This window comes from Corynebacterium sp. HMSC06G04, assembly GCF_001807365.1.
In the GTDB taxonomy this organism is placed as follows: domain Bacteria; phylum Actinomycetota; class Actinomycetes; order Mycobacteriales; family Mycobacteriaceae; genus Corynebacterium; species Corynebacterium simulans.
Window position 1 is genome coordinate 1 of sequence record NZ_KV788589.1, and the last position, 22780, is coordinate 22780.

19 protein-coding genes and 1 pseudogene are annotated in these 22780 nt (G+C 58.9%); 8 read left to right on the top strand and 12 right to left on the bottom strand.

Translation table 11 applies throughout. The features are described 5' to 3' along the window. Positions 1-131 precede the first annotated feature (131 nt). Positions 132-269, top strand: a complete 138-nt coding sequence (locus HMPREF3158_RS12830) for a hypothetical protein (RefSeq protein ID WP_168161734.1) — start codon at positions 132-134, stop codon at positions 267-269. 123 nt (positions 270-392) lie between these two features. Here HMPREF3158_RS12830 and HMPREF3158_RS00005 read toward each other — a convergent pair. Both HMPREF3158_RS00005 and HMPREF3158_RS00010 read right to left on the bottom strand, forming a co-directional pair. Beyond that, positions 393-2195, bottom strand: a pseudogene (locus HMPREF3158_RS00005) (FAD-binding and (Fe-S)-binding domain-containing protein); the annotation flags it as partial. Positions 2196-2328: 133 nt separating this feature from the next. Further along, on the bottom strand, positions 2329-3612 hold the full coding sequence (locus HMPREF3158_RS00010) for an MFS transporter (RefSeq protein ID WP_083291010.1): 1284 nt from the start codon (positions 3610-3612) through the stop codon (positions 2329-2331). A gap of 142 nt (positions 3613-3754) precedes the next feature. Here HMPREF3158_RS00010 and HMPREF3158_RS12300 point away from each other — a divergent pair, with 142 nt between their 5' ends. After that, on the top strand, positions 3755-4327 hold the full coding sequence (locus tag HMPREF3158_RS12300) for a hypothetical protein (RefSeq protein ID WP_246816147.1): 573 nt from the start codon (positions 3755-3757) through the stop codon (positions 4325-4327). Here HMPREF3158_RS12300 and HMPREF3158_RS00020 read toward each other — a convergent pair. From HMPREF3158_RS00020 to HMPREF3158_RS00030, 3 genes are read right to left on the bottom strand one after another with little or no spacing between them, the layout of a single operon-like run. Further along, positions 4282-5199 carry an ECF transporter S component gene (locus tag HMPREF3158_RS00020; protein WP_141740958.1) on the bottom strand — a complete coding sequence of 306 codons (918 nt, stop codon included), beginning with the start codon at positions 5197-5199 and terminating at the stop codon, positions 4282-4284. The genes HMPREF3158_RS12300 and HMPREF3158_RS00020 overlap by 46 nt on opposite strands. Then, complete coding sequence (locus HMPREF3158_RS00025) at positions 5189-6025, bottom strand: DNA primase (protein ID WP_070496760.1); 837 nt, start codon at positions 6023-6025, stop codon at positions 5189-5191. The genes HMPREF3158_RS00020 and HMPREF3158_RS00025 overlap by 11 nt, the downstream gene beginning before the upstream one ends. Before the next feature lie 60 nt (positions 6026-6085). Beyond that, complete coding sequence (locus tag HMPREF3158_RS00030; protein ID WP_070496762.1) at positions 6086-7780, bottom strand: carboxylesterase/lipase family protein; 1695 nt, start codon at positions 7778-7780, stop codon at positions 6086-6088. Between the two features lie 186 nt (positions 7781-7966). Here HMPREF3158_RS00030 and HMPREF3158_RS00035 point away from each other — a divergent pair, with 186 nt between their 5' ends. Both HMPREF3158_RS00035 and HMPREF3158_RS00040 read left to right on the top strand, forming a co-directional pair. Further along, complete coding sequence (locus HMPREF3158_RS00035; RefSeq protein WP_246815622.1) at positions 7967-8734, top strand: hypothetical protein; 768 nt, start codon at positions 7967-7969, stop codon at positions 8732-8734. A gap of 154 nt (positions 8735-8888) precedes the next feature. Next, positions 8889-12605: a multifunctional oxoglutarate decarboxylase/oxoglutarate dehydrogenase thiamine pyrophosphate-binding subunit/dihydrolipoyllysine-residue succinyltransferase subunit gene (locus HMPREF3158_RS00040; RefSeq protein WP_210386612.1), complete on the top strand. Its 3717-nt coding sequence runs from the start codon at positions 8889-8891 to the stop codon at positions 12603-12605. A 117-nt stretch (positions 12606-12722) separates the two neighbouring features. On the opposite strand, the gene HMPREF3158_RS00045 is transcribed toward HMPREF3158_RS00040, so the two are convergent. Beyond that, the gene (locus HMPREF3158_RS00045; RefSeq protein WP_070496767.1) at positions 12723-13508 is read right to left on the bottom strand and encodes a hypothetical protein; all 786 of its coding nucleotides are present in this window, start codon (positions 13506-13508) and stop codon (positions 12723-12725) included. Positions 13509-13641: 133 nt separating this feature from the next. On the opposite strand from HMPREF3158_RS00045, the gene HMPREF3158_RS00050 reads away from it, so the two are divergent. Beyond that, positions 13642-14778 (top strand): Mrp/NBP35 family ATP-binding protein, encoded by a 1137-nt coding sequence (locus HMPREF3158_RS00050; protein WP_062035427.1) that lies wholly within the window; start codon positions 13642-13644, stop codon positions 14776-14778. Between the two features lie 31 nt (positions 14779-14809). On the opposite strand, the gene HMPREF3158_RS00055 is transcribed toward HMPREF3158_RS00050, so the two are convergent. The 3 genes from HMPREF3158_RS00055 to sigE form a co-directional block, all read right to left on the bottom strand. Next, positions 14810-15415, bottom strand: coding sequence for a twin-arginine translocase TatA/TatE family subunit (locus HMPREF3158_RS00055; RefSeq protein ID WP_070496770.1), 606 nt, complete (start codon positions 15413-15415; stop codon positions 14810-14812). A gap of 104 nt (positions 15416-15519) precedes the next feature. After that, the gene (locus tag HMPREF3158_RS00060) at positions 15520-15978 is read right to left on the bottom strand and encodes an anti-sigma factor family protein (protein WP_062039033.1); all 459 of its coding nucleotides are present in this window, start codon (positions 15976-15978) and stop codon (positions 15520-15522) included. Between the two features lie 127 nt (positions 15979-16105). Beyond that, positions 16106-16771 carry an RNA polymerase sigma factor SigE gene (sigE, locus tag HMPREF3158_RS00065; protein ID WP_061921797.1) on the bottom strand — a complete coding sequence of 222 codons (666 nt, stop codon included), beginning with the start codon at positions 16769-16771 and terminating at the stop codon, positions 16106-16108. A gap of 151 nt (positions 16772-16922) precedes the next feature. On the opposite strand from sigE, the gene HMPREF3158_RS00070 reads away from it, so the two are divergent. After that, positions 16923-17567 (top strand): O-methyltransferase, encoded by a 645-nt coding sequence (locus tag HMPREF3158_RS00070; protein WP_061921794.1) that lies wholly within the window; start codon positions 16923-16925, stop codon positions 17565-17567. 84 nt (positions 17568-17651) lie between these two features. On the opposite strand, the gene glgC is transcribed toward HMPREF3158_RS00070, so the two are convergent. Then, positions 17652-18869: a glucose-1-phosphate adenylyltransferase gene (glgC, locus tag HMPREF3158_RS00075; RefSeq protein ID WP_062035432.1), complete on the bottom strand. Its 1218-nt coding sequence runs from the start codon at positions 18867-18869 to the stop codon at positions 17652-17654. A 109-nt stretch (positions 18870-18978) separates the two neighbouring features. Between glgC and glgA the strand changes: the two genes are divergently transcribed. Together glgA and HMPREF3158_RS00085 are read left to right on the top strand one after the other, a co-directional pair. Beyond that, entirely contained in the window at positions 18979-20133 is a 1155-nt protein-coding gene (gene glgA, locus HMPREF3158_RS00080; protein WP_070496773.1) for a glycogen synthase, read from the top strand. 26 nt (positions 20134-20159) lie between these two features. After that, positions 20160-21602: a GH32 C-terminal domain-containing protein gene (locus HMPREF3158_RS00085; protein ID WP_070433456.1), complete on the top strand. Its 1443-nt coding sequence runs from the start codon at positions 20160-20162 to the stop codon at positions 21600-21602. Between the two features lie 113 nt (positions 21603-21715). Here the strand turns inward: HMPREF3158_RS00085 and HMPREF3158_RS00090 are convergent, their stop codons facing one another. Together HMPREF3158_RS00090 and HMPREF3158_RS00095 are read right to left on the bottom strand one after the other, a co-directional pair. Then, complete coding sequence (locus tag HMPREF3158_RS00090) at positions 21716-22582, bottom strand: methyltransferase domain-containing protein (RefSeq protein ID WP_062035438.1); 867 nt, start codon at positions 22580-22582, stop codon at positions 21716-21718. A 10-nt stretch (positions 22583-22592) separates the two neighbouring features. Continuing rightward, a complete protein-coding gene (locus HMPREF3158_RS00095) occupies positions 22593-22760 on the bottom strand; it encodes a DUF3117 domain-containing protein (RefSeq protein WP_005531903.1) in 168 nt (55 codons plus the stop codon). Positions 22761-22780 lie beyond the last annotated feature (20 nt).

Consider the following 22780-nt stretch of genomic DNA (forward strand, 5'->3'; position numbering starts at 1 on the left):
CGGATTGCCCCTACCAACTACGCCGAAACGGCAGTTTGAGCCACTATGAGTCTCGGAATCTTCACCACGCGGCCTGCTACCGCCTAATGACTCGGGAGACCCTGTTGAAGAAATTAATGCACTTTTCGTCCATGCGCTCTTACACGCCATTCCGCGAAAGCACGTTTAAGTCTTCCCAGGTGGCACAGCACCATCCATGGATGCGTTGCGACGGCCAGGATCGCCGCGGCCCGCACAAGCCATACGGCTACCCTGCGCCGCGGTACTAACCGCGAACTTGTACAAGAACTAGTGGACAACAACCAGCGCTAGTACAAAACAGCCAGCGGCCAGTCTTCCCTACTTTGTGGCGGAAGCCCCGGCCGATGTTGTGGTTTTTATCGGGCGCCTGCTTAGTTGTAGTAACTGGCCTTGCCGATGATGCCGTGGACGATTTCAGCGATGTGTTGGGCGTTTGTGCCGGTGCCCTGTTCGATCTGAGTGCGGCAAGAAAAGCCATCAGCGATGACAACCTTGCCTTCCGTGGCTGCCTTCTTCACCTTCGGGAATAGTTCGCGCTCCCCCAGCGCCATGGACACTTCAGCGTGGCCTTTCTCAAAGCCCCAGTTGCCGGCCAGGCCGCAGCAGCCGGTAGCGATCTGTTCCTCGTTGATGCCCAATGCCCGCAGCACGGCAGCGGAATGTTGCGGATCGCCTAATGACTTTTCGTGGCAGTGCACCTGTGTCAACGCGGAGACATCGCCCGGCGCGATGACGCCGGCGGCGACGAATTGCTCAAGGCGCTTGGCAATAAACTCGCTAAACGAGTGGGTGTTGCGCGCCAGGTTTTTAATCACTGCGCCGTATGTCGGGTCGTCGCAAAGCTCAGCGGCTTCATGTTGCAGCATCACGGTGCACGAGGGCTCCACGCCAATCACAGGCAGCCCGCGGTCCAGGTAGGGCTTCATCACCTTGACCGTCTGCCGCAGCACGCGCTTTACCATGTCGAGCTGCCCAGTCGAGTGCCAGGTCAAACCACAGCACACAAACTCCTGCGGTATGACCACCGTGTACCCGAGCGCTTCGAGCACCTCCACCGTGGCCGTCGCGGGTGAAGTACCCAGAGAGGAATTGAAAGAATCCGGCCACAACACCACGGTGCGTTCCCCCGGTGGCAATGGTGGAACTGGAGCGGCCGAAGAAACTGCCTCATCGCTACTTTCCGTGCTTCGGTTTACCGCGGCGTCGCCAAGCACGGGCACCGGCTCATGCTCTTTGTGCCACTTGCGCAGCGAGGTATGCGCGAAGTGGATGAGCGGACGGCCAGCATCCAACCCGGAGACTTTCGCTATAAGCGGCGCCAGTCGCGGCGCAGACATCACCTTATCCAACAGCGTGGGCACCACCGGAATCTTGTGCGCCACGTAGCCCAAAAGCGGCAGCCAGCCCATCACATAATGCGCACCCGGACGCAACTTGCCCTTGTAGTGGTTGTGCAGGAACTCCGCCTTGTACGTCGCCATGTCCACGTTCACCGGGCATTCGGAAACGCACGCCTTGCAGGACAAGCACAGGTCGAGAGCTTCCTCAACCTCTTTGGAACCGAAGCCGTCCTTGATGGACTCGCCACGGAACATCTCACTGAACATGCGGGCACGGCCGCGGGTCGAGTGCATCTCGTCGCCGGTAATCTGGGAGGACGGGCACATCGAGCCTGTCTCACTGCGGCACGCGGATACACCCACGCACCTATTGATGGCGTTGACCAGCGAGCCCTTGTCCTTGCCCAACTTGTGCACCGGCGTGAGCTCAAAGCGTCGCTGCCCCGGCGCCATGCGCAGCCCCTCAGTCACTGCCTCCGGCTTTACTAGAACGCCCGGGTTAAAGAAATTCTCCGGATCGAAAATCTCCTTGAACTGTTCGAATCGCTCGCGCATCTCCTGCGAGTACATGCGGTCCAGCAACGCCGAGCGTGCGCGGCCATCGCCGTGCTCGCCCGAGAGCGAACCACCGTGGGCCGAGACCAACTCCGCTGCCTCATTCATGAAGGATTCGAACTGCGCGATGCCCTCATCCGTGCCGAAGTCGAAGGAGATACGCACGTGCACGCAGCCCTTACCGAAGTGACCAAATGGAATACCGCGCAGCTCATGCTTTGCCATCAAAGCGTACAAATCCCGCAAATAGGCCGCCCGCTTGCTCCTGGCCCACCTTGGAGCGCAGCGCCTCCAACAGGCCGCCGCCCATGCCCTCGATTGTTACCACGTCCGGCATGCGAAGCTTCGCCGCTGCCGCCGCCCTTCTCGACGCACGAGTCGAGGAAATCTGGGACGCTCACACTGGCGAGTTTTAAAGGCGCTTCTTCTTGCGCAGCGGGATTCGGCGGACGATAGCGCGGCGTTCTTGGAGAGTCTCACGGCCGCACAGCCAAGCCACGAGCCCCATGGCGGCCACGCCCGCGCATACCGCGAAGGCTTTGGCGAAGCCGAAGTAGTCCGCCAGGCCACCAACCACGATGGGGCCAAGAATCTGGCCAAAGTCACCGGCCATCTGGAAGGTGGACAGCACTTGGCCGCCGGAGCGCTTATTACCCACGACGTCACCAATAGCGGCAGTCTGCGCCGGGTTGATAAGCCCGGAGGCGGCGCCGGCAAAAGCCGAGACAATGAGCAGCGTCGGGATGGTATCGGCCAGGCCCATAAGGCCCACGAACACACCCGTGCCCACCAATCCGATGAGAATCATGGGACGACGGCCGTAGATATCGGCCCACCTGCCAGAAAATTGCAGCACCGCAGCGTTTCCCGCAGCGAATACAGCTAGAGCAAAGCCGGAGGCAGCAGCACCATTGTGGAAAACCGCAGCGGCGAACAGTGGCAGCACAGATACTCGCACGCCCATGTTTATCCAGCCCTGCGCAAAGTTTGAGGTCAACACCGCCCGATACGCGGTATCGTGCCATGCCTCGCTGAGCTTCATCGGCGGCAGCGCCGCGCCCGCAGAACCATCGCGCGAAAGCGAAGGCATGAGAACCCAGACCACAACCGCCGCAAGCGCGACGCCCGCGCCATAAAGCACGAAAGGCCACCTAAAGCCCATAAACGCGAGGCTGGCGCCAAGCAGCGGGCCGATGATATTGCCAAGCAGGAAGGCCGTGGCATAGGTTGCAGAACACTTGCCGCGGATAGTCGGCGGCGAAAGCTTCACGATAAGCCCCATGGCAGAGACCGTGAACATCGTGGAACCGATACCCGCCAGGGCGCGAAAGAGCACGATGTGCCAATACTCCTGGGCCACCGCTACGAGCGCCGTGGTAATCGCCACCGTAAATAAGCCCGTTAGATAAACCCAACGCGAGCCAAACTTGTCCACGAGCTTGCCTGCACCGGGCGCAAAGATGAGACGGCTGGCGGAGAAAATCGAGACCACCATGCCCGCCGCCGCCATCGATACATCGAAGCTCACCACGAACTGTGGAAGCAGCGGCGCGATGATGCCGTAGCCCAAGGCGATAATGAAGGCCGCCGAGACCATAATCCAAATTTCACGGGGGATCTTTGGCACTGCTTGCGGTTTGGGCTCACCGGCACTTAATTCATCTGCTGCAATAGCTGCTTTTTCATTGTGGGGCATAGCAACATTTACCTTAACCCGCTTGGCAAACCGGCAGCTAAGGATGGAAATGACACTAGAAATAGTTTAGAAAAATCCCAATTCGAACAAATTTTCGCACAATTTTCTTTTCATGTCAGCTGCGCCTATTAGGTTGTGCGCCATGAAGAACTTCAAGAACTCCCCCACTCCCACAGACACCCGTTTCAGCATCCGCCACGCCGCAAGCCGGCATGCACGCACAACCCATAGCCATTCGCATGTGTCCGAGCGCCTCCGCGCCGGCGAGATAGCCGCTGACATCCTCTTCCATGAAACAGAAACGCTCAACGCTCTAAACGGGATAGTGCGCCATCCACGCTCGCTGGCGCGGCCCACGCCAACATGGCGGCCCCCAATAAAGGAGCTTCCGGCACTAGCAGGCTTTCCGGCACTAACCATGGCGATAACGCGCCATCGTGTGGGCGAGCGCGCCCGCGCACGAGTCTTGGGCTATGGCGAAGACCGAGTGCCCGCGTATCTCGTCTCAGTACGAATTACTGATTCGACAGGAGCCTCTGTTACCCCGGAGCTTGCCGAAGCATGGGTGCGTGCAATGGTGCCGCCGGAGCTAGCAGACGCTGTCCACGAGCTAACCAATGCCGAAGCGCAGCGGTTCGTGTGGCTGGTTGACAGTGCCTACCTTCCGGTTCACTCTCCAGTCTCACTCTTCGCAGGCTTTAGCCAGGCAGCATAGCGGCTGATACCACGGTCCATATAGCGCAAACCGCGGCGAATGCCATCGCCGTGCCCAAGGCTTTCGCTATTTTCACGGAAGACGCTATCCGCAATTGCTGCGTTTCCGGGATAGACGGCATAGGACCGCAAGCCGGCAGGGGCAAAACGAATGAGGAAACACGCTGCAACGACCGAGAAGGCCTTGTCAATGGAATCAGAGGTAAGCGCCTGGCAGATAATGGCCAAGCGGTCATTTCCAGTCACCATCTGGTAGAAGGTCAACAGGCTCTCACTCCCCATATCGCGTTCCCCACCGAGCGAATAGATCGTGGGATAGACGACAATCATGCCGGACAAGCATCCGGCCAGCAGGCCAATCACGATGGTGCTTGCCACGTAACGGAACATGCGCCGTTGTGCCAGCGCACCGAAGATATACCCCACGAACATGGACACAGGGATAAAGGCTAAAGGTTGCGCAGCATAACTAGCGCTCAGCACAGAAGTGCCGAGGCCTGTAGCCATGCCCAAGGTAGGCCCATACAAAATGGCAACCACGATAGTGCCCAAAGTATCGAAATAAAAGGGGATGTTCGTGCCTACCACCAAAGAGCCAATAAGCATGTTCAGCGCCATCCCCATCACGGGGTTGAACATCATATAGCGCGGAAATAGCCCGTACCTAGAAAGCAATAGGCCCGCAGTTGCAACCAAGCCCAACGCCCAAATGGTGATGGTCAAAGGGCTCGAGAAGGTATAGGTTATCTCCCGGAACTGCGGGGATGTCGACATAGACCACGCGCCTGCGGCAACCAGCACCGAGAAGAGGACGCTTAGTTGACGCCAGCGATTGCGGAAGAGGCCCGATACGGCGCCCAGTTTAGAGCTCATCCTCGTCATCGTAGTCATCGATGACATCATCATCTTCATCATCTAGCGCTTCATCCTCATCGTCGTCAGCGCCGAAGATGTCGTAGACGTCGGGCTCCTCAAACTGTGCATCGTCGAAGGAAACCAACTGACACTCCCAGTCCAGAGCTTGATCGGAGACCAAGCTCAGCACATCAAAGAGGCGATCGAAGTCAGTGTAGGTACCAAGCTCCAAAGCCTCGGCCGGGACTTCAATGATTGGGGCGGAATCGTGAGCCTCGCCGACCTCAAACAATGCAAGACGCTGCTCCTCGCTCAAGTCATCGTCCTCGTCCTGCTCCCACAGCTCGTTGATAGCTTCATCCTCGAGCTCGTCAAACTCTTCCTCGTCAAAGTCGAATGCCAAGAAACGCACGATGGCAGAGGGCACGCCATCGACAGTCTCAACGAGCACGCGCAGCTCAGAGTCGTTAGCTACCTCAGCCACGACGAGGTTCGGGTTGAACTCATCCTGCATAAACTCAAGGTCCGCAATGCGCTCATCGGTGCCTTCCAGCAGGTCCCGCAAAACCGTCACTACCTGATCGGTAGCGATGTGCTTTGCCACAGCCTCAACTGCATCATCCACGGAGAAGGCCACCGAGACCAGCACGGCCTCAAAGTCTTCATCGTCTTCATCCACATCCGCTGCCGCAATGTAGACATTCGCGGCAGGCAGGATTGGGTCAATTTCCACTAGTTGAATCTCAAGATCCGAAGTAATGGGCACAAACATCACGTCATCATTGACGCGGGACTCAATTCCCTCAGCGTCCAACGCAGAAGCGATATCTTCAAAAAAGCTCATCAGTGCAATCCGTCCATGTGGCAGTTGGTCACCATGGCAATCACCAAGGCTCCTCAAAGCCTACCCGTTATCCTGCTGCCGTGTTTCTAAACCGAGTGCTGCCAAAAGCTCGGGTCGACCGCTTCCCCACTCGAGCATGTGATAGTTCTGCCATGCTTGGCGACGCCGCTCGAAGGGCGCATCCACGACCTGCGGCTCCGAGTCAAAAATCATGGTCTTGCGCTGGCTTGGCTCATAGCGCGGCCAGTTCTCGTTTGGCCGGCCAGTATGGATGAAAGAGGACCACTGCGACTGCATGAGTTGGGTCATGTCATCCATCAGGGCACTATCACCCATGCGGGTCAGTGCGGAAACCCGGGAAGCGCCAGGATCGCCGAAGATATTGGACAGCTCCATCGAGTGCATCGCTCCTAGCCCAAGCCACTTCAACGCCGCTGGCGCAAAATCGAAGCGATACATCCAGGTCTCGTGCTCCCGCGAGTGCGCATCGGCAACTCGTACGGTGGGCGCCCAGAACAGGGCGTCGGTAAGCAGGTGCGCAAAATCCTGCCGAGCAACTGCCCCGCCATAGGCCTCCACCACCGCTGGGGCGTTGACCTCGTCGAAGGAAGCAAGCAGGCGCAACGCGGCGCGCCGGCGCGCACTCTGACGCTGGTAGAGAAACTTGCCAAAGCTCGCCTCGTCCGAGTTCGTCCCCACCAAAAGCGGTACATCGGCTTGTTTGCCTTGGGCGAAAGCCTCCAACGGATGCAAAGGAATCAGATCGTCATCCACCGTGGGCGCGTAGCAGGAATTCAAGTGGAAAAGCTCGCCCGCACGCCACATCATCGATTGGCCGGCGCGCACTATGTCGCCGAATTCAGCCTCGCGCAAATCATCCACGCTGGCCGCGCGCGGCAAGGCCATACGGTTGACCAACTCGCGCGCCCAGAACGTTGATTGCGCCCGCGAATGCAGCATGCCAATCGGCGGCGACTGCGCAATCGCACGATGAAACAGCCCGTGCGCACGCGGCACCGTCATCAGTGTCAACACCGCTGCGCCACCGGCAGATTCACCCATCAAGGTGATGTTGCCATCATCTCCGCCGAAAGCGGCGATATTTTCCTTAACCCACTGCAAGGCCAGGAGCTGATCCGATACCGCTGGATTGGCCGAGCACTCGCCTCCCAGGCTGCGCAGATCCAAATAGCCCAGCGCCCCCAAACGGAAGTTGATGGAAACGTAGACCACGTTCATCTGCGCAGCCAGTTCGAATCCACGCAGCATAAGCATGTGCGAGGAGCCAACGATGAAACTGCCGCCATGGATGTAGACCACCACCGGCAGCTTTTCGTCGTTGTCTGGGCGAACGACGTCGAGATGCAAGCAATCCTCTCCGCCCGCGACGCGATCTTGCCAAGAATAGATAGGCTGCGGGGCTACTGGACCAAAGTCATAGCACTCGCGTACGCCTTCCCAACTGGGAGCTTTCTCGGCAGCACGAAAACGCTGGGCGCCGCTGGTATCGGCGCCGAATGGAATGCCCCTCCAAGAGCGCACGGGCGCGGAAATTGGGCGATCTGTACGGAGATCTTCTTCCCTCGTGCCACGTACCCAGCCAGATGAAGTCCGTACCGTCAGCTCGTCTTCCCACACGTTGGCTGCGGCCTCCGCCGCAGCGCGCGCACGACGATGCGCATCCGCTGCATGCATGCGGGCAGCGGCGGAACTAGTTTCACGGGGTACATCCCCGAAGCTCCCCTCAGCTTTCATACTTCTAAGACTAGAAAAGTTTCTGTCATTTAGACGAGTTTGGATACTTAAAAAAGTTCTCGACCAACGCTATCGCTAAATCCACAGCAAGCGCTCAGGAAAAAGCAGAGACACTTCGCTACGGTGGTTTTACAACAGGCAACCAAATACCGGTTGTCATAAACAGTTTTAGAGGTGATTTAGAAGATGAGCATTTTAGATAAGGCAAAAGGCGCAATTGAAAAGAGGGTTTCTAACAACGCGACGGGCCCGGCAAATCCCACCAACTCCGACAATGTTTATGAGATCACCCCGGAGGAAGCCAACCGCGTCACCAACGCGCTTTTAGATGGCCTAGACAAAGCAGTCGCAGCGCAGTCTGGTGTTATCAAGAAATACGTTGATGGCCTTCGCAAACGCAATCCGGAGTCAAGCCCAGCACAAATCCAAGCAATCCTCGATAAGCACTTGCTTAACCTAGTCTCTGGCACTGGTGCTGCTGCCGGTGCTTCCGCCGCAGTTCCGGGTGTAGGCACCATCGCCGGCATCGCTGCTATCGCGGCAGAATCCGTGGTTTTCCTGGAAGCTACCTCCTGGTACGTATTGTCTTCTGCTTACCTGCGCGGTGACAACATCGAAGACGAAGAACGGCGCCGTGCCCTGGTTCTGCTGGTGCTGACCGGTTCTAAGGGCAGCGCCTTGGTTGACACCTTGGTCGGCGACATGGGCACCGTCAAGGGCGTTACTTCCGCAGCCACCCTGTCGCGCTTTACCGGCCCAACCCTAAGCGGTCTCAACGGCCGTCTCACCAAGCTTTTTGCCAAGCAGGTAACCAAGCGCCTGAAATGGGCATGGGTCTCCAAGCTGATGCCAATGGGCATCGGTGCAGTGCTCGGCACTTCTGCCAACCGGAAACTTGCCAAGAAGGTAATTGAGCATGCTGGCGAGCAACTTTCGCCTTTGCCCACCTCATAAGGGGCGCTTTCACCCCTGACCTAGTGAGCAAAACAACTCGGAACGTATCATGGTTGAAGACACTTTTCGGGGTGCTGTGTGCACCCGCGCAAAGGCCCTACTAAAGTCCCATTAACGAACCGTAATTAACAAGGAAATGAGGCGAATTCCTGCCGTGAGCAACTCGAGCATTTTCGGCCCCAATGCGTGGCTGATTGACGAACAGTTCCAGCAGTACTCAAAGGATCCCAACTCCGTAGATAAGGAGTGGCGCGATTACTTTGAGGCCAACGGAGCACCGAAGAACGCGGCTTCTGCCCCAGCAGCCGCTGCACAATCCTCCGCGAAGAAGTCCACTCCGGCGAAGCCAGCTGCAGATTCTGCTACCCCGAACGGTGCGCCAGCAGCAAAGCCAGCGAAGGTAGCAGAGAAGCCAGGCAAGGATTCTGACTCCAAGAAGAACTACCCAGATTCCCCGCTCGATCGCATCGGCGAGGCTCCGGAGGCTGGCGAGCGTCAGCTCAAGGGCATGTTCAAGGCAATCGCTAAGAACATGGACGAGTCCCTCGAGATTCCAACCGCAACCACCGTGCGCGACGTTCCAGTCAAGCTGATGTGGGAAAACCGCGCGATGATCAACGATCACCTCAAGCGCACCCGCGGTGGCAAGATTTCCTTTACCCACATCTTGGGCTACGCCTTGGTCAAGGCGACCCAGATCCACCCAGACATGAACGTCCGTTACGAGGTCAAGGACGGCAAGCCGACTGTCGTACAGCCAGAGCACGTCAACCTGGGCCTCGCTATCGACCTCCCGCAGAAAGATGGCTCCCGCGCACTCGTTGTGGCAGCGGTCAAGGAAGCCGAGAAGATGTCCTTCTCCGAGTTCGTTGACGCATACCAGGACATCGTCAACCGCTCCCGCCAAAACAAGCTCACGATGGATGACTTCTCCGGCGTCACCATCAACCTCACCAACCCGGGCGGCATCGGCACCCGCCACTCCATCGCCCGCCTGACCAAGGGCTCCGGCGCCATCATCGGCGTCGGCTCCATGGATTACCCGGCTGAGTTCGCCGGCACCTCCGAGGACCGTCTGGCTGACATGGGTGTAGGCCGTCTGGTCACTCTGACCTCCACCTACGATCACCGCGTCATCCAGGGCGCGGAGTCCGGCGAGTTCCTGCGCACCTTGGGCCAGCTGATCACCGATGATCGCTTCTGGGACGAGCTGTTTGAGTCCATGGGCGTTCCTTACCAGCCATTCCGCTGGGCACAGGATGTCCCGAACACCGGCGTGGACAAGAACACCCGCGTCATGCAGTACATCGAGGCTTACCGCTCCCGCGGCCACCTCCTCGCCAACGTCAACCCACTTGGCTGGCGTCAGCCGGGCCTGCCTTGGCCGGATCACCGCGACCTTGACCTTAAGACCCACGGCCTGTCGATCTGGGATCTGGACCGCACCTTCAACGTCGGCGGCTTCGGTGGCCAGGAGACCATGAAGCTGCGCGACGTCGTCAAGCGTCTGCGTGATGCTTACACGCTGAAGGTCGGCTCCGAGTACGCCCACATCTTGGACCGCGATGAGCGCAGCTGGCTGCAGGATCGCCTCGAGGCTGGCATGCCAAAGCCATCCAACGCTGAGCAGAAGTACATCCTGCAGAAGGTCAACGCTGCTGAGGCATTCGAAAACTTCCTGCACACCAAGTACGTCGGCCAGAAGCGCTTCTCCCTCGAGGGAGCTGAGTCCCTCATCCCGCTGATGGATGCCATCGTGGACACTGCTGCGGGCCAGGGCCTCGACGAGGTCGTCATCGGCATGCCGCACCGTGGCCGCCTGAATGTCTTGTTCAACATTGTTGGCAAGCCACTGGCTGACCTCTTCGGCGAGTTCGACGGCAACTACAAGGGTGGCCAGCTCGGTGGCTCCGGTGACGTTAAGTACCACTTGGGTTCCCAGGGTCACCACATCCAGATGTTCGGTGACGGCGAAATCGACGTCAGCCTGGCTGCTAACCCGTCTCACCTCGAGGCCGTTGACCCAGTCCTGGAGGGCATCGCCCGCGCCAAGCAGGACCTGCTAGACAAGGGCCAGGACGGCTTCTCCGTTGTCCCAGTTATGCTGCACGGTGACTCCTCCTTCAACGGCCTGGGCATTGTTCAGGAGACCATCAACCTGTCCCAGCTGCGTGGTTACACCACCGGCGGTACCGTCCACATCGTGGTCAACAACCAGGTGGGCTTCACCACTACCCCGGATTCCGCACGTTCTACCCACTACGCCACCGACCTGGCAAAGGGCTTCGATTGCCCGGTATTCCACGTCAACGGCGACGACCCAGAGGCAGTTGTCTGGGTTGGCCAGCTGGCTACCGAGTACCGCCGCAAGTTCGGCAAGGACGTCTTCATCGATCTCATCTGCTACCGTCTGCGCGGACACAACGAGGCAGATGATCCTTCGATGACCCAGCCGGAGCTGTACTCCATCATCGATGACCACAAGTCTGTCCGTGAGATCTACACCGAAGAGCTCATCGGCCGTGGTGACCTGTCCGAAGCAGACGCTGAGGCTGCAGCACGTGACTTCCACGACCAGATGGAATCCGTCTTCACCGAGGTCAAGGAATCCGAGGCCGGTGCCCCTGGCGAGCAGCACGGTATCACCTCTGCGCAGAAGCTCACCCACGGTCTAGATACCTCCATCACCGCCGAGGAGATCGAGGAAATCGGCCAGGCCTACGCCAATGGCCCAGAGGGCTTCGAATACCACAAGCGTGTTGCCCGCGTTGCCAAGGAACGCCTGAAGACCTCCACCGAGGGCGGCATCGACTGGGGCTGGGGCGAGCTTATCGCCTTCGGCTCCCTGGCTAACCAGGGCAAGCTGGTCCGCCTGGCCGGTGAGGATTCCCGCCGCGGTACCTTCACCCAGCGCCACGCTATCCCAGTTGATCCGCGCGATGGCTCCGAGTACAACCCGCTGAACTACCTGGCTCAGGCCAAGGGCAACGGCGGTCGCTTCCTGATTTACAACTCCGCGCTGACCGAGTACGCAGGCATGGGCTTCGAGTACGGCTACTCCGTGGGTAACCAGGACGCACTCGTTGCATGGGAGGCTCAATTCGGTGACTTCGCAAACGGTGCACAGACCATCATCGACGAGTACCTGTCCTCCGGTGAAGCGAAGTGGGGCCAGCTCTCCAGCCTGGTTCTGCTGCTGCCGCACGGCTACGAGGGCCAAGGCCCAGACCACTCCTCTGCCCGCATCGAGCGTTACCTGCAGCTGTGCGCTGAGGGCTCCATGACGGTGGCTCAGCCTTCTACCCCGGCTAACCACTTCCACCTGCTGCGTCGCCAGGCGCTGGGCTCCATGAAGCGTCCGCTGGTCGTCTTTACTCCGAAGTCCATGCTGCGTAACAAGGCATCCGCTTCTGCTATCTCCGAGTTCACCGAAATCAAGCACTTCCAGTCCGTCATCAATGACCCGAACTTCGTTGACCACGAGGGCAAGGTTGTAGGCGACGCCGAGAAGGTCAAGACCATCATGCTGGTCTCCGGCAAGCTCTACTGGGAGCTGGCTAAGAAGAAGGAAGCAGACGGCCGCGATGACGTCGCAATCGTCCGCCTCGAGATGCTGCATCCGATTCCGTTCAACCGTCTCGCAGAGGCATTCAAGGCCTTCCCCAATGCCACCCAGGTTCGCTTCGTCCAAGACGAACCAGCAAACCAGGGCCCATGGCCTTTCTACAACGAGCACCTGCGTGAGCTCATTCCGGATATGCCGGAAATGGTCCGCGTATCTCGCCGTGCGCAGTCCTCGACTGCAACCGGTATCGCCAAGGTCCACCAGATCGAGCAGAAGAAGCTGCTTGAAGAGGCCTTCGATGTCTAAGGCTTAAAAGCCAGATATAACGGCTAAAGCGCCCTTGCCGCCTCGAATAGAGGTAGCAAGGGCGCTTTAGTATATTTTCGAAAAGCAAGCTCTACGGGAAGCTGCCCAGCAGCCAAGCTAGGACTTCGGCTTGCTCGAATTGTCCTTTTTCTCATCGCCGGAGGTCAGATCGGATCCTCCAGAAGAGTTGGAATCGCCGCCGGTATCCATGACTGTGCCCGCATTGGATTGCGAGTTCCAATCACTTACGGTTTGCTCCAGAGAACCGGACTCGTCGGTCTTTTCCAGCAGCTCACGGATTTCCCCATCGGTCAAAAACTTGGTCAGGGAAGACACTGCGAGGCGTTCCTCACGGTCAAAAAGACCCTTGTAATAAACCACGACGTAGTTCTGCGGCAGATCCGGCTCCGCTTCCTTGCACCCCTGCGCGCTGGAAGGCTCTACCACCGCGAGGTCCGGCGGTAGCGCATTCATCAGCGCCACGTGGGTAGTAGCCAAGAAATCCTCGCCCGAGGGGTCCTTTTGGTCTTCCTCGTAGCGCTTCGAAATCTCGCGTGCGGCAACAGGGTTGAAGGCATCGAGCAATTCACCGGTGCAACCGATGTAGAAGTTCGTTGCGCCGTCGCCGCTCTCGATAAGCGGGAGGTTCTGGTCGTTAGCAGAGGTGGCCTCCAGTTCCCCATTACCGGCCACATTTGCGGCTCTGCCCTGGGACTCCAAAGTCTGCTTATACAACTCAGCGAGCAACAGCTGCCGCTTGGACTTTGGGTTGACGGATATGGTTACCGCTTGGTGCAAGCCAGGCTTTTCATCCGCCGAAGGATCAAATTTGGTGCAGGAGCTCAATGCAGCCAATGCCAGTCCGGCAGTCGCTAGCGTCGCTACAAGGCGGCGGGATCGCATCGGCACAGTTCTCCTTAAAGTTATGGGTCTTCCTAAATATTCCTAAAATTCTACACGGCACTGCTGGGCTTTCCGACGCCGCCTTATCCCAGCGTTTTCCTGTATTTAATAAGGGGCTAAGATGGGTTGGGTTATGACTAGCGCTATTACTGAATCCGCCGTTCGGGAGGCCCTTAGCCGGGTTGAAGACCCAGAAATCGGCCGCCCTATCACCGAGCTCGACATGGTGAAATCCGTCGCCATCGACGGTAATGACATCAGCGTCGAAATCTATCTGACCATTGCCGGCTGCCCGATGAAAAGCACCATCGAAGCCAACACTCGCGCCGTCCTCGAGGACATCGAGGGCGTTGGCAATGTCAGCGTGACCATGGACGCCATGAGCGATGAACAGCGTCGCGCTTTAAAGCAGAAGCTGCGCGGCGGCCAGGCTGAGCCGGAGATTCCTTTCGCCAAGCCAGAATCCACCACGCGCGTGTTCGCGGTGGCCTCTGGTAAGGGCGGCGTCGGCAAGAGCTCCACCACCGTCAACCTCGCGGCCGCGCTTTCGGCCAAGGGCTTGAAGGTTGGCATTGTCGACGCCGATATCTACGGTCACTCCGTACCGGGCCTGCTGGGTTCGACCGCCGGCCCCACCGTCATTGATGATGAAATGCTGCTGCCGCCAATTTCCCACGGCATCAAGCACATCTCCATTGGCCAATTCGTCGAGGGCAACGCCCCGGTGGTCTGGCGCGGTCCGATGCTGCACCGCGCGCTGCAGCAATTCCTGGCTGACGTCTTCTGGGGCGATCTGGACGTTCTACTGCTCGATCTCCCACCCGGCACTGGCGACGTCGCGCTTTCCGTGGCTCAGCTCATCCCGAACGCCGAGCTGCTCATCGTCACTACCCCGCAGGCAGCAGCCGCGGAGGTGGCAGAGCGTGCAGGCTCCATCTCGCAGCAGACTCGCCAGCGCGTAGCCGGCGTCATCGAGAACATGGGCGCCATGGTGCTGCCCGACGGGTCCACGATGGATATCTTCGGTACTGGCGGCGGCAAGGTTGTAGCAGAGCGCCTTAGCACTATCCTGGGCTACGAGGTGCCAGTCTTGGCTGAGGTCCCGCTCGATCCGGCTCTGCGCACCGGCGGCGATGCCGGCGAGCCAATCATCACCGCCGCCCCGGATTCTCCTTCTGCAAAAGCAATCAAGCAGCTGGCGGATAAGCTCGCCATCCGCAACGACTCTCTGGTGGGCAAGACCTTAGGTCTGGGCGTTACCCGCCACTAATAATTAGGCAGACACTTAAAGCAGTAACTGCTTAGGTAACATCCGCCCAAGAAAAGCCGGTTCCTTCTGCGTTGTCATTTGCCGCAGTTGGCGCCGGCTTTGGCGTAGGTGCCTGCGGCTGTTGAGCCGAGCTCTGCTGCGGTTGTGCCGGTGCCGCGTAAATCTGGGAGTAGTCGAAGGTCGGGCGCTGCTGGCCCTGCTGACCTGAATTCGCCTGCTGACTGCGCTGGCCATGTTGGACACGTGGCCCGGAAGCACCGCGCTGCGCTGCGGAGTGCGCTTGCTCATCGCCCGCGCTTAGATGCGGTTTGCCCATTCCCTCGGTTAGCTTACGCGGGTCGAAATCATCCCAAGCGGAATCGTCTCCATCGAAAAGAGCCTTGGTGATAGCACCACGTGGGCCCAAGCGCGTCCATTCGGCGGCCTGGCTGATGGGACCACGCAGAGTTTCAAATTCCTCGCTCAAGCCGCCCATTTCACCTTGTAGTTCGGCCTTGGCATTGTTGATTGCCTTGCGCGCAGCATAGATTGCCGCACGGACATCCATGATTACGCCGGGGAGCCTCTCTGGACCGATGATCACGATGCCAAGAAGCACGATGACGGCAATCTCTGTCCAACCGATTGAAGAAAACACGATGTTATCTTAGCCCTCCACCAGCGCCTGCGCTTTATGTGAAACGGGCACCAACCTCATTCGCCTTGACTCCGCTGCTAATAGCGCCACTTAGCGCCACTGCATTAACGCCTCTGATTGTGCTTGATGGCGCGAATGACCATCTCGACCTTGTCAAGGATATCGCGCTCGCCGACGCCACTGGTACCGCCGTGTGCGCTGAAATTGTTTCGCCCTTTTTCAGGTGTGGCGGCGTCCTCGTCAGCTGCTTCAGCTGCGATTCCGGCCAGCTTGGCCATCAAATCCTTCGGTGCACGCACTTGGTGGTCAACGTTGCAGTTGCGCACCCACTGGGAAGCACGGCGCTGTTCGCGGACGTCGGCGCGACATTCAGCGCAGTGCACCAGGTGAACATGCACACGATGAGTGGCTTTGGGATCCATCTCGCCATCGACGAAGGCTGCCACAGCTTCGGGGCCTAAGTGCCCAATGGAATCAGCCCGCCGAGCCCTTGCTTTGGCCTTATCACGGGCCTTGGCAAGAGTCTTGTCAAAGGTGGTGGTGGCGCCTTCTACTCCACGCATATGAAACGAGGCGCGGTGCTGATGTGCAGAATCCTCCACGGGAGTTTTGCCACCTACCTTTCTATCGAACGTTGGGTTCGTTAATTAGTCTCCACAATAGACCTCATTGCACTTTGGCGTGGGCGGCCTAGCGGCTACGGAGCAAAACTCGGGCTTCGTCGTTGGTCTGCGCGGCGGTTTCGAGAGCCGCGCGCAGCTGTGCACGGCCGCGGTGGATGCGCGAACGAACGGTACCCATCTTCACGCCCAGGGTCTCTGCGATTTCGTCGTAGCTCATTCCCACGACGTCACACAGAACAACTGCTACACGGAAGTCAGGGGCCAGCTCGTCGAGCGCCTTTTGCAAGATCGGGTCCAAGTTGGCCACGGTATAAGCTTGCTCCGGGGTCATATCGGTGCCGGGCACGCGCTCATAATCTTCCGGCAGGGCCTCCATCCGTATCTTGGCACGATGGCGGACCATATCTAAGAAGAGGTTGGTGGTAATCCGGTGCAACCAGCCGCGGAAAGTACCGGGCTGATACTTATCAAGCGAGCGGAACACACGCATGAAGGTCTCTTGGGTCAAGTCCTCTGCATCATGCTGGTTACCGGACAAGCGGTATGCCAGGCGGTAAACGGAGTCTGCATGCTCGGCCACGAGCTCCGACCACGAAGGCATCGCAGCCTGGCCGGCGTCGAACGCGGCTGTGCCGCTGAGTTCTTCGGAAGCAGCGACGTGAGGCTCCGTTGGGCTAGTGGCCACACCAGTTTCCTGGCGCAAAGACGAATCGACGCGATGCTTCCTTTTCATGCTTTCATCTTCCTATACCGAGCTTCAAAACGCCAGACAGTACCCTGCGAAGTGACTGTGAGCGTCACCGAAAACAAAAACTTCTACCTCATCAGTAACAATCCTGGCGTCTTGACACCGCATACACAGAAAATTACCTATGGTTTAGGTTGTGACTAATACGGCATACGACGCACTGCGTTCTTACATCGAATCCACCAGCGAAGTTTCTACGGCACTCGCCGGGGCCCGTTCCCATGCCGAGGAATTTGGCTTGTCCGTACCGGACGAAGCAACCGGGCAGCTTCTTTCCTCCCTTTCCGCAGCCAGCTCTGGCACTGATCGCCCCCAGGCCATCGCTATTACTCCGGCTGCTGCTGTAGCCGGAATCTACCTCCTGCAGGGCCTGCCTAACAATGGAATCGTCACCTGCATCGATCCGGAGGCAGAGCATCAGGCCATGGCGAAGACCACCTTCCGTGAGGCTGGCTTTGCCACCACCCGCGCGCGCTTTTTGCCCTCCCATCCTCTGGAGGTCATGGGACGTCTCGCCACCGCTTCTTATCAATTGATCTTCGCAGACGTTCCCGCGCTGGATATGCCGGCTCTTATCAACGCCGCTTTCCCACTGCTGCGTAAGAACGGCACGCTGGTTCTCGCGAACTCTTTGTTGGATGGCACCCTCGCCGACACCACCCGCAGCGACCGCGACACTGCCGCTGCCCGAGAAGCAGACGAGCTCGCCCGCTCACTCGAAGACGCCGTAGTAACCCGTCTACCACTGGGTTCCGGCCTAACGCTTATCACCAAGCGCTAAGAAAGTAGAAACCTCACACGAGATACAGGCGGCTGCCCCTTCATCTCGTGTGAGGCTTCTGTGTTTTCTCCCCGCCGCGGTGCGCTAGACGGTTTCGTTCTTGCCCACGACGACAACGCCGCCGTCAGAGACCTTAAAGCGGGACTCGTCGCGCTCGCGGTCGCAGCCGATGATGGCACCTTCGGAAACCACCACGTTCTTATCCAAAATGGCATGGCGGACAACCGCGCCCTTGCCCACGCGCACGCCTGGCAGCAGCACCGAGCCTTCTACTGAAGCTCCGTCGGCCACATGCACGTCCGAGGACAGCACAGAGTTGCGCACGGTGCCGCCGGAGATGATGCAGCCGGGGGCCACCATGGAAGACTGCGCGATGCCGTTTTGGACGAACTTCGCTGGCGGAAGGTTGGACTCATCCGTGGAGTGGATGGGCCAATGATTGTTATAAAGATTGAAAATCGGGTGCACCGAAATTAAGTCCATGTGGGCTTCGTAGAAAGAATCGATGGTGCCCACATCGCGCCAATAACCATGATCGCGCTCAGTAGAACCTGGCACGTCATTGGCCATGAAGTCATAGACATGCGCCTGCCCGCGCTCCACGAAGTACGGAATGATGTCGCCGCCCATGTCGTGGTCGGAGTTTTCATTCTCCTCGTCCTTTAGCAGGGCCTCAATCAGAGCATCAGCCGTAAAGACGTAGTTACCCATGGACGCATAGGTCATGTTCGGATCATCCGGGGTCGAAGGGGGATTATCCGGCTTTTCCAAAAACTCGGTGATGGTTCCCATACCATCTGCCTGAATGCAGCCAAATGCGGTGGCCTCGCTACGCGGCACGCGAATGCCCGCCACGGAGCAGTCGAGCCCGGTAGCGATGTGTTCCTGAACCATCTGCTGCGGGTCCATGCGATAGACGTGGTCTGCGCCGAAGACGATGACATAGTCCGGCTTTTCGTCATAAATCAAGTTAAGCGACTGGACAATAGCGTCGGCGGAACCGTTGTACCAGCGCTTGCCGCGACGCTGCTGTGCGGGCACGGAGGCGATGTACTGGGAAGTCGGGCCAGACAGATTCCAAGCCTGCGAGATGTGACGGTCTAGGGAATGGGATTTGTATTGAGTGAGCACCGCAATCTTGAGGTAGCCCGCGTTGACGAGGTTAGACAGGACGAAGTCGATGAGGCGGTAGGAGCCGCCGAAAGGGACGGCGGGCTTTGCGCGATCTTCCGTGAGGGGGAATAGGCGCTTGCCTTCACCGCCGGCGAGGACAATGGCGAGAACATTAGGCTGGGATTTCACATGTTCCAACCTATTCAGTTTTAGGCCGCTTCGCAGAGGAAATAGGTCAAAAACTACCCCCACGAAAATTTTCTGCACGGTATGGGTTTTCTCCGTATTCTGGGAGGATATGAGAGCCGGAATTTTTTCCAAGGAATACCCACCTGAAATTTATGGTGGCGCTGGCGTGCACGTCGCCGAGCTAACCCGCTTCATGCGGGAGTTAATCGATGTTTCCGTTCACTGCATGGGCGGCCCACGTGAGGAAAAGGACGTCTTCAACCACGGCGTTGATCCAGAACTTTCCGCAGCCAACCCCGCCATCCAAACTCTTTCCACGGGTCTGCGCATGGCTAATGCAGCTTCCGATATTGATATCGCGCATTCCCACACCTGGTACTCCGGCCTCGGCGGCCATCTCGCCGCCCGCCTCTACGACATCCCGCATGTGGTCACCGCCCACTCTTTGGAGCCGCACCGCCCATGGAAGCGTGAGCAGCTCGGTGGCGGCTACGAGATTTCCTCGTGGTCCGAGAAAAACGCCATGGAATACGCCGACGGCGTCATCGCGGTTTCCGCCGGCATGAAAGCCTCCATTCTGGATGCTTATCCCCGCATCGATGAGTCCAAGGTGCATGTTGTGCTCAATGGCATCGATACCGAGCTGTGGCAGCCGCGCGAGGCAGACTACCTGGACAAACTCGGCGTCGACAAGCAGCGCCCCATCGTTGCCTTCGTCGGCCGCATCACCCGCCAAAAGGGCGTGAAGCACCTGCTGAAGGCCGCGGCCCAGTTTGATTCAGACGTCCAGCTGGTGCTGTGCGCAGGCGCTCCCGATACTCCAGAAATCGCCGCGGAAACCGCAGCTTTGGTCGAAGACCTGCAGGCCAACCGCGACGGCGTGTTCTGGGTGCAGGAAATGCTCTCTCGCAGCCTCATCCAAGAGGTGTACTCTGGCGCCGACGTCTTCGTGTGTCCTTCTATCTACGAGCCTTTGGGAATCGTTAACTTGGAGGCCATGGCGTGCGGGACTGCAGTAATTGCATCTGACGTCGGAGGAATCCCCGAGGTTGTCGTCGACGGTGAGACCGGAATCCTCGTCCACTACGACGAAAATGCGGTCGCTGACTTCGAGGCCAACCTCGCTGCTGCCGTCAACCAGGTCGTCGCCGACAAGGAGCACGCAACCGCATTCGGCCAAGCCGGCCGCACGCGAGCTGTGGAGAAGTTCTCGTGGGCCACCATCGCCTCCCAGACCGTAGATATTTACCGCGCACTGATTTAAATCGAGAATCTTTAGAAAGGCACTTTGTGACAACCCATCGCCCCGAACTGCACTTCACCCCTGAGTCTGGAGTCCTCGAGGCTCCGGCCGGCGTGCTGCTAGACGGCAATACGTGGCACCTGTTTTTCCAGTACCGCCACGAACTTTCCGCCCCGGCGCGCTGGGGACACAACTATTCTGAAGAATTTCCATTCGATTGGTTAGAGTGCGACGACGCACTTGCCCCTGTCGGCGGTGAACTTTCCTTGCGCGCCGGTTCTGTAGCCGCGGGCGAAGATGCTATCAACCTCTACTTCACCTCCGTGACTTCCACCGGCACCTCGGTGCGTTTAGCACGCTACACCGATTTCAACGATGTCTGCGAAATTTCGGATGACTCCAACGCACTAGACCCGAATGTCGTGCGCTATGGCGAGGTAGCCGCCAACGTCACCAATTACTCCCGCTTCCGCTCGCCTTCCGTGGTTCCAGACTGGGTCGCGGCCGACCGCGATGAAGGCCACGAGGGCTGGCTCATGCTCGCACTAACCGGCCACTCCGACGCGCCGCTGCCCGTTATCCTGCGCTCGGCCGACGGCTTGACCTGGGATGTGGAAGGCCCGCTCGAGTTCAATGGCGATCCTGGTTTCAACGAGGGCGAGGTCCCGGCAAACTCGCCGATTCCACCGGTTGTCTCTCCACGCCTGGTCCGCTTGCGTGACGAGGTAGATGAGCGCATTTACGACGTCCTCCTGGTTACCCTTGAGCGCGATAACCGCGATGTCTCCGGTTACCTCGTCGGCCGCTTGGAGGGCACCACCTTCACCGTCGCCTCCGGTTTCCAGCGCATCGACTTCGGCCACGATTTCTCCCGCCCGCGCAACACCAACGCCACCGAGGGCACCGTCCCGCAGGAGACCCGCTACGACGAAGCGGTTGTCCTGGGTCTTCTCAACGGCAATGGCCGCGGCGACGATCCTGCAGCGCATCCTTCCTTCGAGGAGGAAGGATGGGCCAATACCCTCGCACTGCCGCGTCGCATCACCCTCCAGGGAGGCAAGCTCTTCCAGACTCCGCCGCGCGGCCTGCCGGATGCCATCCGCCAGTCAGAGCGCGCCCGCTCCTGGGTCGGCGTAATGGATGTCCCGGAAGGCTCCTCCGTCACCGTCACCTTGCTCGACGGCAACGGCAAGCCCGCGGCAGTCATCACCCATGCTGGCAGCACACTGACCTTAGATCGTTCCATGGGCACTGCTTTCGATTCCTATTTCAAGGACTCGGCTCCTGCCGTAGCGCATTTGGCTGAGGGTGATTCCGATTCCCTCACCGTCGTGGTCGACGGTGCCACCGTAGAGGTCTACGCCGACGGCGGCCAGGTAGCCATGGGCTCCCGCGTCTACTTCGACGGCGGTTGCTCTGATCTCCAGGTCGAGACCGCCGGTGAGGCCGTCATCGAGCAATCCTGGCAGCGCAAAGGCTCGCAGCTCTAAGCGCGACGTGTTTTAACACTCAAAGCGACAATAGGGAAAGGCAGAGCATCTGTGCTCTGCCTTTCCCTATTGTTTGTGCAACCGGCCAGACCTTTGGCCTTGCCCACCGCTATTTAGACTGCGCGCAGACGGTCCAGGCGGGCATGAGCGGTGACCTGCATGGTCTCTGGCAATTTTGCCATGCGCTCAGCAAGCTCTTCCTTTTCAAGGTGGCGGGCAGACGGGCTCATGCCAACCTGCGCGGCAATAGAGGCGCGATCCAGGGTCATCGGATAAGAGATATCAACCGGATCTGCTGCCTGCTCCAGGTAGCCGGCGGCCTGCTCGTACATGCGCTCGATCTTGCCTTCTTCCACGCCCAAGATTCCCAGCGGCTCGCGCAGTTCATCCAGATGGCCGAGGTCCGGAGTCAAGACAATGACCTCGCCGCCTGGACGCAAGATGCGCTGGAACTCCGCTGGGTTGCGCGGGGCAAAGACCACCGATACCGCATCAATGGAATCATCCTGCAGCGGCAACCGCTCCCACACATCCGCCACCACGGCGCCAACGCGCGGATGGCACTTTGCCAGATGCTTGGCAGCATGTGGGGAAATATCCAAACCAACGCCACGGGCCTCAGCGATGGAATCCAAGGTATGTGCTAGGTAATAGCCGGTGCCGGCACCGACTTCAAGCAGCATAGGCTCGGCAGTCTCAGGCAACTCGTTGGCATCAAGTGCGTCCTGCACTGCGCCAGTGACAGCCTCCACAAATGGGGCGAAGTGGCCCAAAGACAAGAAGGTCTCACGCGCGGAAACCATCTCACTGGAATCGCCCTTATGCTTTAGCCCTGCCCCGGGGGCAAGGGTGACATAGCCTTGTTTGGCCACATCAAAAGAGTGCCCAGACTCAGAGACGAGACGAGCAAAATCGTCGGCGCCGCTTAGCGCGGTGCCATCGTTTGGGTCGGCCAGAACATCGATGACGTGTGAAAGCATGCCTTAAAGACTAGCTGGAAACTTCGGTCAGCAATGAACCAAGTTCCGCAGCCTCCTCTTTTGTGAGCTCCACAACAATACGGCCACCACCATCGGAGGGGATTCGCATGACAATTTTGCGGGACTCCTCAACCGCTTCCATTGGCCCACCTGTCGTGCGTGGCTTCATAGCTGCCATAGCTGTACCGCTCCTTTGGG